Here is a 16,383-nt window from a genome sequence, read left to right as displayed (position 1 = left end):
CTGCGGGATCGCCCGCCCGCAGAACTTCTATTTGCAACTGCGCACCGCCGGCATCGAGTACGTCGCCGAAGCCACCTACCGCGACCACCACTTCTACAGCGAGCAGGACGTGCGCGACCTTTTGGCGCTCAAAGAGCGCAGCGGGGCCGGCGGCTTCGTCACCACCGAGAAGGACGCCATCAACCTGGGCGGGCGCTTCGGCGATCTCAAGCCCCTGGCCGTGGTCCCCGTCAAGATGGAGTTGGAGGACGCGGAGCGCTGTCTCGACGGCCTGCTGCAGGTGGTGGCCGCGCGCCGCGGCGTCCCCCTGACTGCCCAGGTTTCGAAATGAGCCGCCCGGCATGAGAAAATCTGGGCACGACTCCCAGCGACCCTGGCCATGAAGAAGCACAACAAATCCGTGGAGCGGCTGACCCGCATCGTGGAGGCCTTCCCGCGCGTCACCGTCACCGTGGTGGGCGACCTGGTGGCCGACGAGTTCGTCTTCGGGGAGATCGCGCGGGTCTCGCGCGAGGCCCCGGTGCTCATCCTCAAGCACCGCGAGCGCAGGGTGGCGCCGGGCGGCGCCGGCAACGCCGTCTACAACCTCGCGGACCTGGGCGTGAACGTGCTTCCGGTGGGAGTGGTGGGCGACGACGAGCAGGGGCGCACCCTGCTGCAGCTCTTCCGCCACAAGCACATCCCTCTGACCGGCATCCAGAAGCTCAAAGGACGCGCCACCGTCACCAAGACGCGCATCCTGGCGGGCCAGACCCATACCGCGCGCCAGCAGGTGGTGCGGCTGGATCGCGAGCCGGAAGATGGCCTCACCCTGCACGCCATGCGCGAGCTGGTGCGCTCCGCCGTCAGCTACGCCAAGACCTCCGACGCGCTGCTGCTCTCCGATTACGGTTACGGCGCGGCCACGCCCGCCATCCTGAAGCTGCTGGGCGCGCGCCTGCCCGGCGGCCTTCCCGTCACCCTGGATTCCCGCTATCGCCTGCTGGAGTTCAGCGGCGCCACCGCGGCTACCCCCAACGAGCCCGAGATCGAGGCCGCGCTGGGGGTGCGCATCGGCGGCGACACGGCGCGCCTGCTCTCCGCCGGCAAGGCGGTCATGAGCCGCATGGGCTTGCAGTCGCTGGTCATCACCCGCGGGCGCGACGGCCTGGTGGCCTTCGCCCGCGGGCAGAAGCCGGTGGAGATCCCCATCCACGGCTCCGACCAGGTCACCGACGTGACCGGGGCGGGCGACACCGTGATCGCCGTCTTCACCGCGGCGCTGGCGGCGGGCGCCGACGCCGAGAGCGCCGCCCGCCTGGCCAACGTGGCCGGCGGCATCGTGGTCATGAAACGCGGCACCGCTACCGTCTCGCAGGCCGAACTCCTCGCCGCCCTGGAGACGGCGTGAGCCGCGCCCCCCGCCGGCCGCGGCGCAAGGTGATGAGCCGCCGCGCCCTGCGCGCCCAGGTGGCACGCTGGCGGCGGGCGGGCGAACGCGTCATCCTCACCAACGGCTGCTTCGACGTCTTCCACGTCGGGCACGTGCGCTACCTGCGCGGCGCCAAGGCGCTGGGCGGGCGCGTGATCGTCGCCGTCAACGCCGACGCCGGCGTGCGCCGGCTGAAGGGCGCGGGCCGCCCCGCCATGCCCGCCCGCGAGCGCGCCGAGATCCTGGCCGCGCTGGAGTGCGTGGACGCGGTGGTCATCTTCCCCGAGCCCGACGTGCGCGCCCTGGTGCGCACCCTCCGCCCCGACATCCACGCCAAGGGCACCGACTACAGCGCGCGCTCGGTGCCGGAGCGCGACGCGGTCGAGGCCTGCGGCGGGCGCGTGGCCATCGTGGGGGACCGTAAGCGCCACTCTTCCACCGCCATGCTGCACGCGCGGCGCGCGCGCCGCTGACCATGCGCCGGACCGCCCCGAACCCGAAGCTGGCCGCGGCGCGGGAAGGGCTGGAGCGCATCCTGCTGCTGCGCCTCGGCTCCATGGGCGACATCATCCACACTCTGCCGGCGCTGGCCACCCTGCGGCGTGCTTTCCCCGCCGCCACCCTGGCGTGGGTGGTGGAAGAGCGCTGGGCCGGCCTGCTGGCCGCGCGCCCCGGCGTCTCCCGTCCCGGCAGCTCCGAGATGCCGCTCCTGAACGCGATCCACACCGTGAACCTCAAGGCCTGGCGGCAGGCCTTTCACAAGCCGCAGACGTGGAAGGAAGGCCGCGCGCTCTTCCGCGAGCTGCGCCAGGGAGCTTACCAGGCCGCCATCGACTTCCAGGGCGCGGTGCGCTCGGCGCTGCTGATGAAGTGGTCGGGTGCGCCCTTGCGCGTGGGCGCCAGCCGCCCGCGCGAATCCGCCGCCGGCCTCTACTACACGCGGCGCGTCCCCTTCCGCGGCCGGCATGTGGTGGAGCACAACCTGTCGCTGGTGGAGGCGCTGGCCCCGGGCGCGCCGCCGGTCCTCGAGTTCCCATTGCCCATCGATCCCGCCGCCGAAGCCTGGGCCGACGCCGAACTCCAGCGTCGCGGGCTGGCCAGCTTCGCCATCCTGACCCCGGGGGCGGGCTGGGGCGCCAAGCAGTGGCCTCCGGCGCGCTACGGGGAAGTGGCGCAGGGGCTGGCGCGTCACGGCCTGCGCTCGCTGGTGAACGCCGGCCCGGGGGAGGAGGAGATCGCGCGCGCGGTGGTGGAGGCCTCGGGGAGCACGGCGCAGGCGTTCACCTGCTCGCTGGCGGAGCTGATCGCGCTGACGCGGCGCGCGCGGCTGGCGATGGGCGGCGACACCGGGCCGCTGCACCTGGCCGCCGCCCTGGGCGTGCCCGTGGTGGGCATCTACGGCCCCACCGACCCGGCGCGCAACGGGCCCTTCGGGGCGCGCTGCCGCGTGCTGCGCAGTCCGGAGAGCCGCACCTCGCACGCCCGCCGCGCCGCTCCCGAGGAAGGGCTGCTCAGCCTCACCTCCGCCGGCGCGCTGCGGGCGGCGCGCGAACTGCTGGCAGGTGCGCCGTGAGCTGGGCGCGCGTGGCGCGGCGCATCCGCGTGCCGGCCGGCTTTCTGCTCACCGCCGTCTATCTGTGGCAGGCGCATCCCACCGCGCGCTCCATCGCCGTGGGCGGCGGCATCGCCTTCTGCGGGCTGGCACTGCGCGCCCTGGCCTCCGGGCACGTGCGCAAGGACCGCCAGCTCACCACCACCGGGCCCTACGCCTACACCCGCAACCCGCTCTACCTGGGATCGCTGGTGGTAGTGGCGGGCTTCGCGGTGGCGGGATGGAATCCCTGGCTGGCGGCGGGCGTGCTGCTGCTCTTCTTCCTCCTCTACCTGCCGACCATCTCCTCGGAGGAGGAATACCTGCGGCAGAACTTCCCCGAGTTCGCGGAGTACGCGCAGCGGGTACCGCGGCTGGTGCCGCGGCTGCCGGCGGAGAAGCCGGCGGGAGGCGGGTTTTCCCGCGACCTTTACCGGCAGCATCGCGAGTACAATGCCCTGTTGGGGGCCGCGGCGATGCTGGCGGCCCTGCTCGTCAAGCTGCTGTGGCGGTTGCGCTGACGTGCCCCGGACCCGCTTGCTCCTTCGGCTCTTCCAACTCGCGTGCGTGGGACTGCTGGCCACGGCGGCCGCCGCGCAGACCCGGCCCAGTCCCGCGCCACCCCAGGCGCCGCCGGCGGCGACCTCCACCATCGGCTCGGCCTCGCACATCCGCCCGCCCGCGCCCGGCTATCGCTTCCCCGGGAAGCTGACCTACGTCTACAGCGTGGACTGGCGGCTGTGGAACGCGGGCACGGCCACGCTGCACATGGAGTCCGCCGGCGCGCAGCAGAAGGTGAACGGCGCCGCCGACTCCATCGGCTTCGCCGCCGTGCTGTTCACCGTGCACACCCGCTTCGAGTCGCTTTTCGATCCCGCCACCTTCTGCTCCGCCAGCCTGCACAAGCAGAGCCAGGAGGGCGCGCGCCGCCGCGACACCTGGATCCGCTTCGACTACGCCGCCGGCAAGCGCCTGCTCGACGAGAAGGACCTGAAGACCGGCAAGAGCAAGCACACCGAGGCGCCCATCCCCGGCTGCATCACCGACGTGCTCTCCGGGATCTACTACCTGGCCTCGCTGCCGCTCACCGTGGGCAGCACCTACTACTTCCCGCTCAACGACGGCGGGCAGACGGTGGACGTGAAGGCGCACGTGGAGGCGCGTGAGACCATCAAGACCGAGGCCGGGACCTTCCAGGCGCTGCGGGTGCAGCCGGAGGCGGCCTCGGGGGTGCTCAAGGACCGCGGCCAGGTGTGGATCTGGTACTCCGACGACGCCGCCCATATCCCGGTGCAGGCGCGCGCCCGCATGTTCTGGGGGACGCTCACCGTGCACCTGGTGCGGGTGGAGCATCAGTAGAGGCGCTCCGGGCGGCCCGCCGCCGCGCCCAGCCCTGACCAAGCGTTACCGGGCTGGTTCCAGTCACGGTATATTCATTCGCCATTAACTTGGGTGTAACGGCCATGCCCTATAAACGGTGCATGGCTGGCGTTGCAGCCGACACGCTGATCCTCAGCGACCTGCACCTGGGGTCGGAGGTGAGCCGGGCCCGGGAGGCGCTGGCGCTGCTGCGGCAGAGTTCCTTCCGCCGGCTGATCCTGCTGGGCGACATCTTCGCCGATCTCAACTTCGCCCGCCTCAAGAAAGACCACTGGAAGTTCCTCTCCTGCATCCGCAAGCTCTCCAATCCCAAGCGCGGGGTGGAGGTGGTGTGGGTGGAAGGCAACCACGACCTGGGCCTGGCCAGCGTGATGTCGCACCTGGTGGGAGTGCGGGTGTACCGCGAATACCGCTGGAGCTATGCCGGCATCCCGCATCTGGCCATCCACGGGCACCAGTTCGACGACTTCTTCACCAAGCACGGCCTGCTGGGGCGCCTGGCCGCGCTGGTCCACCTGGAACTGCAGCGCTTCGACCTCAAGGGCAAGCGCTTCACGCGCTCGCTGGACGGCTGGAACACGCGCTGGATGCGGCTCTCGCACAAAGTGTCGGGCGGGGCGCTGGCCCACGCCCGCCGCCGGGGCGCGGCCCGCATCTTCTGCGGGCACACCCACGTGGCCCTGCAGGTGGAGCGCGACGGCATCCAGTACTTCAACTGCGGGGGCTGGGTGAACGAACCCGCCACCTACATCACGGTAGGCGAGGAGGGGGTGCGGATCCATGAGTACAGCCACACTGACGATCGTGATCCCGGCGAAGAACGAGGCGCTGCTGCTGCCGCGCCTGCTGACCTCGCTGACCCGGCAGACCTACTGCCGGAACTCGCGGCCGAAAGTGTTCGTAGCTGACGCCGGCTCCACCGACGGCACCCCGGAGCTGGCCCTGCGCTTTCGCGACCGCCTGGACGTGAGCGTGATCCCCGGCGGTTATCCCTCCACCGGACGCAACGCCGGCGCCCGCCGCGCCGAGAGCGACTACCTGCTCTTCATCGACGCCGACATGGAGTTTCACGATCCCACGCTGATCGAGCGCGCCGTGGAGCGCATGCAGAAGCGCCGCCTGCACTGCCTGACCACCACCATCTGGTGCATCGGCGGCAACTGGCTCGACCACGCCGTCTACCTGGGCAACAACCTGGTGCAGCACCTCTCCCGGCTGGGAATGCCCTTCAGCACCGGCATGTTCATGATGTTCGAGCGCAAGCGCTTCTGGGAGCTGGGCGGCTTCGACGAGAAGGTGCTGTACGCGGAAGACTACTGGCTGAGCAAGAAGGTCTCGCCCCGGCGCTTCACCGTCATCCACGGGGGCGCCTTCACCGGCAACCGCCGCTTCCGCAAGATGGGGCACGGCAAGATCGTGGGCATGTTCCTGCGTACCGCCCTCAACAGCTGGAACCAGAGTTACTTCTTGCGCGACCACAAGTATTGGTCCTAGAAAGGAAAGCCATGGAGCGGACCGGCGTCCGAGAGCAGGGGCACCGAGCGGTCTTCCGCACCTCCGTGCAGGTGGCGGCGGTGTGCTACCGGCGGCAGTCCCACGGCGTCGAGTTCCTGCTGGTGCGCACCAGCAGCGGCAAGTGGATCTTCCCCAAGGGCCGCGTCCACGAACTGCTCTCCGACAGCGAAGCTGCCCTGCGCGAGGCCTGGGAAGAGGCGGGGGTGATCGGCAGCATCGATCCCGAGTGCTTCCATTCGTTCTGGTACTTCAAGGGCTCGCGGGGCAGCGACCTGGAGGAGCCGGCGGTGCTGATGAAGGCCTACCTGGTGGAGGTACTGCACCAGCATCCGCCGCAGGAGGAAGACCGGATGCCCACCTGGTTCGCGGCCGCGGAGGCGCGGCGCCGCCTGGGCCAGGACCGCGACCTGCGCGCCCGCGGCCCTCTGCTGGGCGTCATCGCGCAGGCCCTGGCCCGGCTTCCCCAAGCGTAAGGCCCCAGCCTCCCGCCACGCCCGCATCCAGCCCGGGGGTCTCCACAAAAAAAATCGGACAGCTGGGCCAAAGCCACACGGCCCAGCTGTCCATGCGAGGGACGGCGGTGCATGTCCGCGTTCAGAGATAGCACCGGCGTGCGACGCAGGTATTGCGCGGCGATGAATCTTGCGTGAAACCCGCGCGCCCGGCCGCTCGGGGCGGCGTGCGGGCGCGAATTTACCGGGCTGTAACCTGCCTGTAGAACGACGTTCACATAGGCTGCCTAGACTGGCGCGGCATGGAAGCCAGGGTCGTGGGCTCGGCCAAGGCGGCAGGGACGGGGCGGGGGCAAAGCCGCGCCAAGCCCGCCGTCTTCCTGGTGGAAGATGACCAGGACATCTCGCGGCTGATCCGCTTCCACCTGGAAGGGGCGGGGTTCGCGGTCACCGTCTTCCCCGGCGCCACCGCGGTGCTGAAGGCGGCCGAGGAAGCGCTGCCCTCGCTGTTCCTGCTCGACATCATGCTGCCGGGCGGCGACGGCTTCGAACTCTGCCGGCGCATCCGCGCCAACCGCCTGCTGGCCAACGTGCCCATCATCTTCGTCACCGCCAAGACGGAAGAGGCCGACCGGGTGACTGGGCTGGAGCTGGGCGCCGACGACTACGTGGTCAAGCCCTTCAGCCCGCGCGAGCTGGTGGCTCGGGTGCACGCCGCCCTGCGCCGCTATCAGCGGGTGGAGAGCACGCCCACGGTGAAGTTCGACGCCGTGGAGATCGACTCCGAAGCCATGGTGCTGAAGGTGGCGGGCCGGGAAGTGGCCACCACCACCATGGAATTCCGTCTGCTCCACTACCTGGCCGCGCACCCCCGCCTGGTGCTGAGCCGCGACCAGCTCCTGGACGCGGTCTGGGGCCAGACCCATTACGTGAGCCCGCGCACGGTGGATGTCTACGTGCGCCGCATCCGCGCCAAGATCGAGCAGGACCCCGACCAGCCCCGCTACCTCAAGACCGTGCGCGGCATGGGCTACCGCTTCGAGCTGCCCGCCTGAAGAATTTACCGTTCTTTCATCTGGGCGCAATCGCCGTGTAACAGGGGCCCGCTAGAGTCGGCGACGAAGTGCCACCTCCTGAGGCACCTCGCCGCCTGGAGTTCCCCAACTCCGCGGCTTCCTACCCTCCGGCCCGTTCCTTCCAAGGTGGAACGGGCCGGCCTCTTTTCGAGGACAGCCGGGCCTGCTGATTTCAAGAAAAGTTCATTCCCAGGACATACGCGCGCAATCCGCGGAGGCTAGGCTCCGGCGGTGCGCTCCCTTCCCGGGACGCACGGCCGCGCGGAGCCCGCTCCGCCGGAAGCACAACTCAACGCAAAGCATGGAGGATGCATGAAGTCTTTCGCTGACCATCTGCGGACCACGGTCCGCAAGACCACCGCCGTCCTGGCCCTGGCCGCGCTGCTGACCGGCGCGGGAAGCGTGCCCGCTTTCGCCGGCCCGCCTCCCGGCGACACCGCCACCCCCATCCGTCACCTGGTGATCATCTTCCAGGAGAACGTCTCCTTCGACCACTACTTTGCCACCTATCCTGTCGCCACCAACCCGGGGGGCGAGCCGGGCTTCGTCGCGCGCCCCGGCACGCCTTCGGTGAACGGCCTGAATGCGGCCTTGCTCGGCCAGAACCCGAACCAGGTCAATCCCTTCCGCCTGGACCGCGGCCAGGCCGCCACCTGCGACCAGGACCACAACTACACCGACGAGCAGAAGGCCTACCACGGCGGGCTCGCCGACCTGTTCGTACAGACGGTGGGCAACGGGCCGGGCACGGACGGCACCCTCACCTGCCACCGCACCGACGTCATGGGCTACTTCGACGGCAACACCGTGACCGCGCTGTGGAACTACGCCCAGCACTTCGCCATGAGCGACAACAGCTTCAACACCACCTTCGGGCCCTCGGCGCCGGGGGCCATCAACCTGGTCTCGGGGCAGACCGGCGGCGCCCTCCCGGCCGACCTCACCACTCCCTTCGGCGACGACACGGTGGAGGGCACGCTCATCAGCGATGCCCAGCCCGCCTTCGACGACTGCGACAACCGCGAGACGGTGGAGATGACCGGACAGAACGTGGGCGACCTGCTCAACGCGGCCGGCGTCACCTGGGGCTGGTTCGAGGGCGGCTTCCGGCCCACCGCGGTGGTGGCAGGCAAGGCCGTCTGCGGCGCCACTCACCTCGGCAGCGACGGCAAGCCCAAAGGCGACTACATCCCGCACCACCAGCCCTTCCAGTTCTACGCCTCCACCTCCAACCCGCACCACCTGCCTCCCAGCTCGGTGAGCATGATCGGGAAGACCGACCAGGCCAATCACCAGTACGACCTGATCGATTTCTGGGCGGCGGTGGACCACGGCAACATGCCGGCGGTCAGCTTCCTGAAGGCCCCGGCCTTCCAGGACGGGCACGCCGGCTACTCCGATCCCCTGGCCGAGCAGACCTTCCTGGTCCAGACCATCAACCGGCTGCAGCGGACGCCGGAGTGGAACAGCATGGCCATCATCATCTCCTACGATGATTCCGATGGCTGGTACGACCACGTGATGCCGCCCATCGTGAGCCAGTCCAGCACGGTGGACGACGCGCTCGACGGGCCGGGCAACTGCGGGACCACGCCCGTGGGCGGCATCCCCGGCCGCTGCGGCTACGGCCCCCGCCTGCCCCTGCTGGTGATCTCGCCCTTCGCCAAGGTCAACTTCGTCGACGGCACCACCACCGACCAGTCCTCCATCCTGCGCTTCATCGAGGACAACTGGGACCTGGGGCGGATCGACGGGTCGTTCGACGCCAAGGCGGGCTCGCTGCTCAACCTGTTCGACTTCCACGGACACCGCGCCGGGCGCCTGTTCCTGGATCCGGGCACGGGCCTTCGCCTCGACGGCGACGACGATCACTGAGCCTGTTGCCTTCCCAGCCGGCCCGCTGCGCTCCGTCGCGCGGCGGGCCTTTCTCTTGTGCCGGGGAATTCACCCAGGATTCATCCGGGCGCCATCGCGATGTCATCCCGCTTGGTTAGCCTGAAAGGGAGGCAGGAAAGGGGGGAACGAGGATGGACGCGAAGTACAACCGCATCATCGACCACGTGGCCGTGCGGCTGGCGCTCTACGTCCTAGGCTTCGGGACGTGGCTCTGCCTGGCCACGCTGCTGCTAGCGGCGGCGGGCCAGTAGGGCCCGTCGCTTCCACGGCGCCCGCCGCCGGGTTCAGGGACGGGGTCTTCGGGTCAGGATGGCGCTGCCGACGCAGATGAAATCGTAGTGCTGCAGCGCCTCCAGGTTGCGCGCGGCCGCCAGTTGCAGCACGCTCTCCCACAGCGTCTCCACCTGCTCCGGGGGCATGTCCTTGGTCGCTCCCCAAAACTTCGAGGGATGGAACCAGATGCGTTCCTGCTTCTCGCTGGTGGTCACCTCATCCTCCCTACACAGTTAGGCGTTAGGCTGGACATCCCGACTGCTCCCGTGCTCGCGCACGGCCTAGGGTTCGTTGCGGGCCAGGTCGAATTCGGTCTGCCGCTGGCGGGCGGGGACGTGGCGCAGACTGCGTCCCTCCACCAGATAGAAAAGTTCCTCGGCCAGGTTCTTGCCGTGATCGCCGGCGCGCTCTAAGGCTTGCGCCATCAGCAGCACGTCGATGCGCCGGGCGGTGTCGTCCTGATCTTTGCTCTGCAGGTGCCGGTGGAAGGCGGAGTGGCGCATGGCGTCGAGCCGGCTGTCGGCCTGCACCGCGCCGCGCGCCGGTTCCAGGTCGCGTTCCAGGAATCCCTGGTAGAGTTGCCCCAACTGCGCCTCCACAACCTGCGCCATCTCCGTCAGGAGCTGGGCATCGGGCTTGGGCAGGCGGGGATGGGAGCGCTGCAGCCGCATGGCCACCCACAGCACCAGGTCCCCGATGCGTTCCAGGTCGATGATGAGCTTCAAAGACGCCAGGATCTCGCGGGCGTCCTGCTCCGAGACCTGGGCGAGGGCGCGCGGGATCTCTTCGTCGATGGCGCGCTCGAGCTGGTCGAGTTCCTTCTCGCAGTCCTTGATGGCCAGGAAGGCCAGGCCGGAGGGCCGGACCAGCGCCTCGCGCAGGTTCCCGACCGCGTCCTTGGCGACCAGGAAGGCGCCCAGCGCCATCTTCATCAGGCGATGCTGCGGTGAGCCCCGCCGGGCGGCGCCTCCCCGGCGGCCGCGCGTGCCGTTGGCAGGCGCGGGGCGCAGAACGGATGCGGAGCGGCGGGCCGATTCCATGCGGCTCCAGTCTATTCTTTCAATGTTACGGGAATATGAAATCGCAACCCCTCTTTCGGAGGGGCTGGGCGCGACCCTATTGCACGCGGAAGCGCTCGCGGATGAGCCGCTGCAGGCGCGGCTTGTAGAGGATATCGAAGGCCAATTCCTTGCCCGGGAACAGGGTCAGGGCGGCGCGGCGCGTGTCGGCGGCCAGTTGCGAGGCTTCCTCCAGGGTCAGGTTGGGGTCCTGGCCCAGCACCGACATCACCATGCTCATCATGATCTGCAGGCGGCGGAGCCTGCGGTTCTCTTCTTCGCGCTCCGCCTGGCGGCTGGAGGCGGGTGGGTCGGCGCCTGCTTCCGGATTCTCCATGTTCGGCCCCTGGCGGCCTGCCCCGCCGCCCTCGCGTTACCAACCCCGGAGCCGCCCCCGCGCGCCCCCAGGGCTACTTGCTTGGATGATCCGAGCCGGAGGGGAATGATGCGCCGCCGGCCGCCGCCCTCTACATGGGCGGGTTGATGTCGATCTGCTTGTTCCAATCCCACCAGGTGATGGTCGCCTGGTTCATGACCATGCGGTAGGGCATGTGGTCGCTCACGCCGACGCAGACGTTGGTGGTCATGTCCTTGTCACGGCCGGCGGCGGGATCAGCGGCCAGGGTGACGATGTACTCCTGGCAGGTGTTGCCCTCCACCGTCTGCAGACTGCCCACCGTGATGCTGGCTTTCTTCAACTGATCGAAGACGTCGGAGACGCCCTTGCTGGAGGAGTCGCCCGCGCCGCCGCTGCTGCGCATGCCGCCGCCGGGTGCGCCGCCCGACGCGCTCTGGGCCCCCGGACACATGCCGATCCCCATCCCCGCATGGGTGGCGGGCATCTTCATCCAGTTGCCCCCGATCCGCGCCCAGGAATCGTTGCCGATGTGCACGCTCTCGAAGCTCTGCCGGCCCATGCTGCTGGTCATGTGCTCCTTGTCGGGGCAGGAGACCTCCAGCAGGGTCTCGCCCTTGCCGCCCTCCATGGTCATGCGCTGGCGCCAGCTCTTGGCTTCGTGCATGTTGGACCAGGCGCGGGCCAGCTCCACCACGGGCGCCGCCGCGCCCACCTTGGCCTCGATCTTCTCCGTCATCGAGGGCGTGGCCGTACCCTCCTCCTTCTTGGAGCAGCCGCTCGTCGTCAGCAGCAGTCCCGCCGCTACCGCCAATATCCACACGCGTTTCATGGAACTCCTCGTGGAAGAGAATACCGGGTGGATGAACCCCAACCCTTCCCGGCATCATACACCCGAAGGCAAGCCATCCCCCTGCCTCCGGGTGGAGGCCGCGGGACGCGGGAGTGCGGTAGGATAGCGGTGGAGTCGGAGGTGGACCATGAGCGACCCGGCCAAGGAACAGGAGACCCGGCTTTCCCCCGAACCCAACGAACGCCTGGTGGCGGTCTTCGACGCCAAGGATGACGCCGAGGCACTGGTGGTGCGCGGCCTGCTGGAGTCGCAGGGCATCGAGGCTCTGCTCACCGGCTCCGAGGCCGAGAAAGACCTCTGGCCCGGCGGAACGGGCGGCTGCCTGATCCGGGTACGCGAGGAGCGCGCCGAGGAGGCCCGCCGCATCATCGCGGAATACCGCGACGCTCCTCCGCTGGAAGAAAGCGACATCACCGACGACTCGGCTGCGACGGGCTGACCCCGTTGCCGTCGAGGTAGAAGGTGAGCGCCCCCAGCATGTCGGTGCGGTAGACGGCGGCGTGCGCGGCCAGCAGCCGCTCCACCACCTCGGGCTTGGGATGGCCGAAGGAGTTGCGGAAGCCCACCGAGATAGCCGCGTAGCGCGGCTGCACCGCCGTCAGCAGCTCCGCCGTGGTGGAAGTGGCGCTGCCGTTGTGGGCCACCTGCAGCAGCGCGGCCTGCGGCAGCTCCTCCACCAGCACCTGCTCGATGCGCTTCTCCGCGTCTGCCTCCAGCAGCGCCGAGGTCCCCTGATAGCTCAGCAGCAGGACCACGGAGTCGTTGTTGCGGGGACGAGCGGCCGGCTTCCAGTCTCCGGGCGGGGCCAGCACCTCCACCGTCGCGCCCCCGAAGTCGAAGCGCTCTCCCTGGCGGCGCTCCACCACGCGGACCCCCTGCGCCCTGGCCTGCGCCATCAGGGCCTGGTAGGCGGCGGTGGGCGGGTTGGGCCCCACCCACAATTCGCGGGGGCGGAAGTTGGCCAGCACCGCGGGCATCCCGCCGATGTGGTCGGAGTGGCCGTGGGTGAGCAGCACCGCGTCCAGGCGGCGGATGCCGCGCGACCACAGGTAGGGCGAGACCACGTCCTCGCCGAAGTCCAGGGTGGCGGCCTGGCCCAGCGGCCCTCCCGCATCCACCAGCAGGGTCTGTCCCTGGGGCGAGACCACCAGCAGCGATTGCGCCTGGCCCACGTCCAGCATGGTGACTTCGAGGACGCCTGCCCGGAGCTGGGGCGGGCGAGGCACCAGCGAGACCCAGGCGGCGGCCGCCAGCAGCCCGGCCAGGCCCACCACCGCCAGCGCGCGCCGCCGCGGCGCCAGCAGCAGGGCCAGGGCGAAGGCACCGGCGGCGAAGAGGGCGGCGGAGAGCGACGGCGTCGCCACCCGCAGGTCGGCCACCCGCAGGCCGCCCAGAAGCCCCACGGTCCCGGTCATGATGCGGACCAGCACCGCGGTCAGCGCCGCCGGAAGACGCGCCAGCGCGCTGGAGACGACGCCCAGCGCCAGGGTGATCACCGCCGCCGGCATCAGCAGCCCGGCCAGAGGCACGACCACGATGTTGGCGGGCAGGGCCAACAGCAGCGCGCGGTGGAAGTACCAGGCCATGGGCAGGGCCAGCGCCACCTGCATCACGGCGGAGACCGCGAGCACGTCGAAGAGATTGAGCACCGCCTCCGCGCCCGTGCCCACCAGCCAGCGCGCGTGGCGGGCGGCGATGGCGGCGCGGTCCTGGGGATTGCTGGCGCGGCCGGTGGCCAGGGGCGCCAGCACCGCCAGGCGCTCCGCCAGCATCCGCAGGTCCAGCCGGAACTGGGCCAGCCGCGGCTCCAGGGTCACATCGTAGGCGAGGCTCTCGAGCACGCGGAGGGCGCGGCGGTAGGGAGCGGAGGTCCTCTCGAGCAGCGGCAGGGCGATGCCGCCGATGGCCAGCACCGCCAGGAAGGTCAACTGGAAGCTGGGGTCGAAGAGCGCGCGCGGATCCAGCACCAGCAAGCCCAGCCCCGCCGCCCCGATGGCGTTCAGCGGGGCGCGTTCGCGGTAGAGCAGGCGGGCTCCCAGATAGAGGGCCAGCATGAGCGTGGCTCGCCAGATGGGCGCGCCCCCGGTGGTCAGGCAGGCGTAGAGCACGGTCAGCAGCACGGTGAGCAGGGTGGCGGCGGTCTCGCCCACCCGCATCCGTCGCAGGACCCAGAGAAAGAAGAAGGCCAGGATCCCGACATTCAGCCCCGAGACCACCAGCACGTGATAGACGCCGCTGCGCTGGAAGTTGACCCGGGTGCCGCGATCGATGCCGGAGTGCTCGCCCAGCACCATGGCCTCGAGCACGGGAGCGTCCTGGGGGCCCCACAGGGCCTCGATCTCAGCCAGGATGCGGCGCTGTACCGCGCTGCGGGCCGCCAGCCAGCGGCTGCCGCGGAAGCCCTCCAGCCGCTCCAGCCGGTCGGCCCGCACCGGAGCCAGGGCGGCGATGCCTTGCCCCGCCAGCCAGCTCCGGTAATCGAAGGCGCCGGGGTTGCCGTAGTTGTGCGGCGGACGCAGCTTGGTGGTGAAGCGCAGGCGTTGGCCGTAGCGCAGGGCCGCGAAGGCGGCGCCCACGGACTCGTCCTCTTCGTCCTCGTCGGAGGAGGGTGAGGCGTAGACGCTGAGGCGCAGGCCCGCCGCCGGCGTCGCGCTCCCCTGCGGACCCGAGACCTCCTCGGTCTCGACGTCCACCTGCTGGCGCTGGCCCCCGAAAGCGCCGGGACGGAAGACGCCGTCGCGGGTGACGTGCGCCGTGACCGTGATCTCGCGCCCGTCCAGGAAGGGCGCCAGCTCCGCCGGCCCGCCATCGATGCCGCGGAGCTGCAGGTTGAGCGCGCCCAGCAAGCCCAGCGACGCCAGCGCCAGCGCCTGCGCCGCACGCAGGTGAGGTCTCAGGAAATATGCGGCCGCGACCAGAAAGATGGCGGTTCCCGCCAGCCACCACAGCGGCGGGCGCCAGGCGTAGCTGCCGGCCACGATGCCGGCGGCAAAGGCGAGGGAGGCGAAGAGGAGCGGCTGGCGGCTGGTCCCGGAGGGCGGGGCCAGGCCCGGAGCTGGGTGGGCGGCGTCCATGCTTGCCTTCCGGGCTCCCCACCAGAGCCCGCGTTCAGCGCGCCAGGTGCAGCACGCTCTCGATATGAAAGGTCTGCGGGAACAGGTCCACGAGGTGGACCTGCTCCACCCTGAAACCTAATTCTAGCAGCCCGCGCAGGTCGCGGCTCAGCGTGGCCGGGTCGCAGGAGACATAGGTCAGGCGCGGCGCCGCCAGCCGCCCCAGCAGACGCACCACCTTTTCGCCCAGCCCTGCGCGCGGCGGGTCCACCACTACCAGGCCGGCGGCGCTCCGCGTCTTGCGCTCCAGGTACTCCTGGGTGGTGGCATGGAAGCACTTCACCTGGGCGGGAACGTTGTGCTTCAGGTCGGCGTAGGTGGGCGCGGCCGATTCCACCGCCAGCACCCGCTCGAAGCCGGCGGCCAGCACGGTCGAGAACAGGCCCACCCCCGCGTAGAGGTCCAACGCGGTCGTGCCGCTGCGCCCCGCCGTGACCACTTCGACCAGTTCGTCGGCGAGGTGGCGGTTGGTCTGGAAGAACGATCCGGCGCTGACCCGGTAGGAGGCGCGGCGCGTGGCGTAGGTGAGCCCGCCCTCCCCCAGCAGGACCTCGGGGCGGGCCTCGGGGCCGCGGAAGAATGCCAGGCTGGCCACCTCCGGCAGGACCGCGGCCACGTCCTGCGCCAGCGCCTCCGGAAGCTCCGCCTCCGCCGCGGCATGGAACTCGAGCGCGAGCTTGCGGTCCTCGGCATCGGCGAAGATCTCCACCTCCTGCAGGCCGCCCCCGAGTCTCTGCGCGCGACCCAGCTCCCACAAAGCGGCGAGGGCGTGGTTGATCAGCGGCGAGCTGATGGGACACTGCTCCACCGCCAGCAGCCGGTGCGATCCCATGCGGTGGTAACCCAGGGAGAACGGCTGTGCCTGCACCCGCACGCGGGTGCGGTTGCGGTAGCTCCAGGGCGGAGAGGGATGGACTTGGATCTCTCCCGGCGATTCCAGCTTGGCGGTGCGGCGCAGGGTCTCGCGCAGGATGGCGGCCTTCACCGCCACCTGGTGCTCGTAGGCGGCGTGCTGGTAATGGCAGCCGCCGCACTGCGTGAAGTAGGGACAGGCGGGGGCGACGCGCTGGGGCGAGGCTTCCAGCACGCGCTCCACGCGGGCGCGCGCGAAGCCCGGCTTTTGCTCCGCCAGCGCCGCCTCCACGCGCTCGCCCTCCAGCACGAAGGGCAGGAAGATGGCCTTGCCGCGGCCACGCTCGTCGCCGGGCAGGCGCGCCAGCCCGTCGCCGCCGTAGATCAGCTTCTCGATGGTGAGTTCCAAGCCTTCGGTTGTAGCGGATTCCCGCCGCCGGCGCAATCGGCCGGCTACTTGACCTGGCCGGCGGCGGCTTTGGCCTGGCTCAGGACGGGCGCCGGCAGAGGCGCGTAGCCCTGCTCCCGCGCTATCTCCTGCCCGCTGCTCAGCGCCCA

General features: G+C 70.3%; 18 protein-coding genes. 12 read left to right on the top strand and 6 right to left on the bottom strand.

Annotated features, from left to right (window positions below):
• The 11 genes from VEG08_13525 to VEG08_13475 form a co-directional block, all read left to right on the top strand.
• A partial coding sequence (locus VEG08_13525; protein HXZ29007.1) for a tetraacyldisaccharide 4'-kinase occupies window positions 1–331 on the top strand: 331 nt, incomplete at its 5' end.
• Between the two features lie 48 nt (window positions 332–379).
• The gene (locus VEG08_13520; GenBank protein ID HXZ29006.1) at window positions 380–1,390 is read left to right on the top strand and encodes a PfkB family carbohydrate kinase; all 1,011 of its coding nucleotides are present in this window, start codon (window positions 380–382) and stop codon (window positions 1,388–1,390) included.
• A complete protein-coding gene (locus VEG08_13515; protein HXZ29005.1) occupies window positions 1,387–1,884 on the top strand; it encodes an adenylyltransferase/cytidyltransferase family protein in 498 nt (165 codons plus the stop codon). The genes VEG08_13520 and VEG08_13515 overlap by 4 nt, the downstream gene beginning before the upstream one ends.
• Before the next feature lie 2 nt (window positions 1,885–1,886).
• Window positions 1,887–2,984: a glycosyltransferase family 9 protein gene (locus VEG08_13510; GenBank protein HXZ29004.1), complete on the top strand. Its 1,098-nt coding sequence runs from the start codon at window positions 1,887–1,889 to the stop codon at window positions 2,982–2,984.
• A complete protein-coding gene (locus tag VEG08_13505) occupies window positions 2,981–3,523 on the top strand; it encodes an isoprenylcysteine carboxylmethyltransferase family protein (GenBank protein HXZ29003.1) in 543 nt (180 codons plus the stop codon). Before VEG08_13510 ends, VEG08_13505 begins: the two co-directional genes overlap by 4 nt.
• A gap of 46 nt (window positions 3,524–3,569) precedes the next feature.
• Complete coding sequence (locus VEG08_13500; protein HXZ29002.1) at window positions 3,570–4,361, top strand: DUF3108 domain-containing protein; 792 nt, start codon at window positions 3,570–3,572, stop codon at window positions 4,359–4,361.
• A 122-nt stretch (window positions 4,362–4,483) separates the two neighbouring features.
• Complete coding sequence (locus tag VEG08_13495) at window positions 4,484–5,290, top strand: metallophosphoesterase family protein (GenBank protein ID HXZ29001.1); 807 nt, start codon at window positions 4,484–4,486, stop codon at window positions 5,288–5,290.
• Window positions 5,187–5,876 carry a glycosyltransferase gene (locus tag VEG08_13490; GenBank protein HXZ29000.1) on the top strand — a complete coding sequence of 230 codons (690 nt, stop codon included), beginning with the start codon at window positions 5,187–5,189 and terminating at the stop codon, window positions 5,874–5,876. Before VEG08_13495 ends, VEG08_13490 begins: the two co-directional genes overlap by 104 nt.
• 11 nt (window positions 5,877–5,887) lie before the next feature.
• The gene (locus VEG08_13485; GenBank protein HXZ28999.1) at window positions 5,888–6,370 is read left to right on the top strand and encodes an NUDIX domain-containing protein; all 483 of its coding nucleotides are present in this window, start codon (window positions 5,888–5,890) and stop codon (window positions 6,368–6,370) included.
• Between the two features lie 281 nt (window positions 6,371–6,651).
• Complete coding sequence (locus tag VEG08_13480) at window positions 6,652–7,404, top strand: response regulator transcription factor (GenBank protein ID HXZ28998.1); 753 nt, start codon at window positions 6,652–6,654, stop codon at window positions 7,402–7,404.
• A gap of 333 nt (window positions 7,405–7,737) precedes the next feature.
• The gene (locus tag VEG08_13475) at window positions 7,738–9,300 is read left to right on the top strand and encodes an alkaline phosphatase family protein (protein HXZ28997.1); all 1,563 of its coding nucleotides are present in this window, start codon (window positions 7,738–7,740) and stop codon (window positions 9,298–9,300) included.
• Window positions 9,301–9,605: 305 nt separating this feature from the next.
• Here VEG08_13475 and VEG08_13470 read toward each other — a convergent pair whose 3' ends face one another.
• The 4 genes from VEG08_13470 to VEG08_13455 all read right to left on the bottom strand — a co-directional run bounded on the left by VEG08_13470 (window position 9,606) and on the right by VEG08_13455 (window position 11,839).
• Window positions 9,606–9,809 (bottom strand): hypothetical protein, encoded by a 204-nt coding sequence (locus VEG08_13470; protein ID HXZ28996.1) that lies wholly within the window; start codon window positions 9,807–9,809, stop codon window positions 9,606–9,608.
• A 66-nt stretch (window positions 9,810–9,875) separates the two neighbouring features.
• Window positions 9,876–10,526: a PhoU domain-containing protein gene (locus tag VEG08_13465; protein ID HXZ28995.1), complete on the bottom strand. Its 651-nt coding sequence runs from the start codon at window positions 10,524–10,526 to the stop codon at window positions 9,876–9,878.
• Window positions 10,527–10,710: 184 nt separating this feature from the next.
• Complete coding sequence (locus VEG08_13460) at window positions 10,711–10,989, bottom strand: hypothetical protein (GenBank protein HXZ28994.1); 279 nt, start codon at window positions 10,987–10,989, stop codon at window positions 10,711–10,713.
• Between the two features lie 130 nt (window positions 10,990–11,119).
• A complete protein-coding gene (locus tag VEG08_13455) occupies window positions 11,120–11,839 on the bottom strand; it encodes a hypothetical protein (GenBank protein HXZ28993.1) in 720 nt (239 codons plus the stop codon).
• Between the two features lie 148 nt (window positions 11,840–11,987).
• Between VEG08_13455 and VEG08_13450 the strand changes: the two genes are divergently transcribed.
• The gene (locus tag VEG08_13450; protein ID HXZ28992.1) at window positions 11,988–12,299 is read left to right on the top strand and encodes a DUF2007 domain-containing protein; all 312 of its coding nucleotides are present in this window, start codon (window positions 11,988–11,990) and stop codon (window positions 12,297–12,299) included.
• Here VEG08_13450 and VEG08_13445 read toward each other — a convergent pair.
• Window positions 12,271–14,934 carry a ComEC/Rec2 family competence protein gene (locus VEG08_13445; protein HXZ28991.1) on the bottom strand — a complete coding sequence of 888 codons (2,664 nt, stop codon included), beginning with the start codon at window positions 14,932–14,934 and terminating at the stop codon, window positions 12,271–12,273. The two genes, VEG08_13450 and VEG08_13445, sit on opposite strands and share 29 nt — an antisense overlap.
• 34 nt (window positions 14,935–14,968) lie before the next feature.
• Window positions 14,969–16,234 (bottom strand): 23S rRNA (uracil(1939)-C(5))-methyltransferase RlmD, encoded by a 1,266-nt coding sequence (gene rlmD / locus VEG08_13440; GenBank protein HXZ28990.1) that lies wholly within the window; start codon window positions 16,232–16,234, stop codon window positions 14,969–14,971.
• Window positions 16,235–16,383: the final 149 nt, after the last annotated feature.

It is taken from the genome of Terriglobales bacterium (assembly GCA_035624475.1).
Classification (GTDB): Bacteria; Acidobacteriota; Terriglobia; order Terriglobales; family Acidobacteriaceae; genus DASPRL01.
Note: the sequence above shows the minus strand (reverse complement) of the source record. Positions and strands in the feature narration are given on the sequence as shown.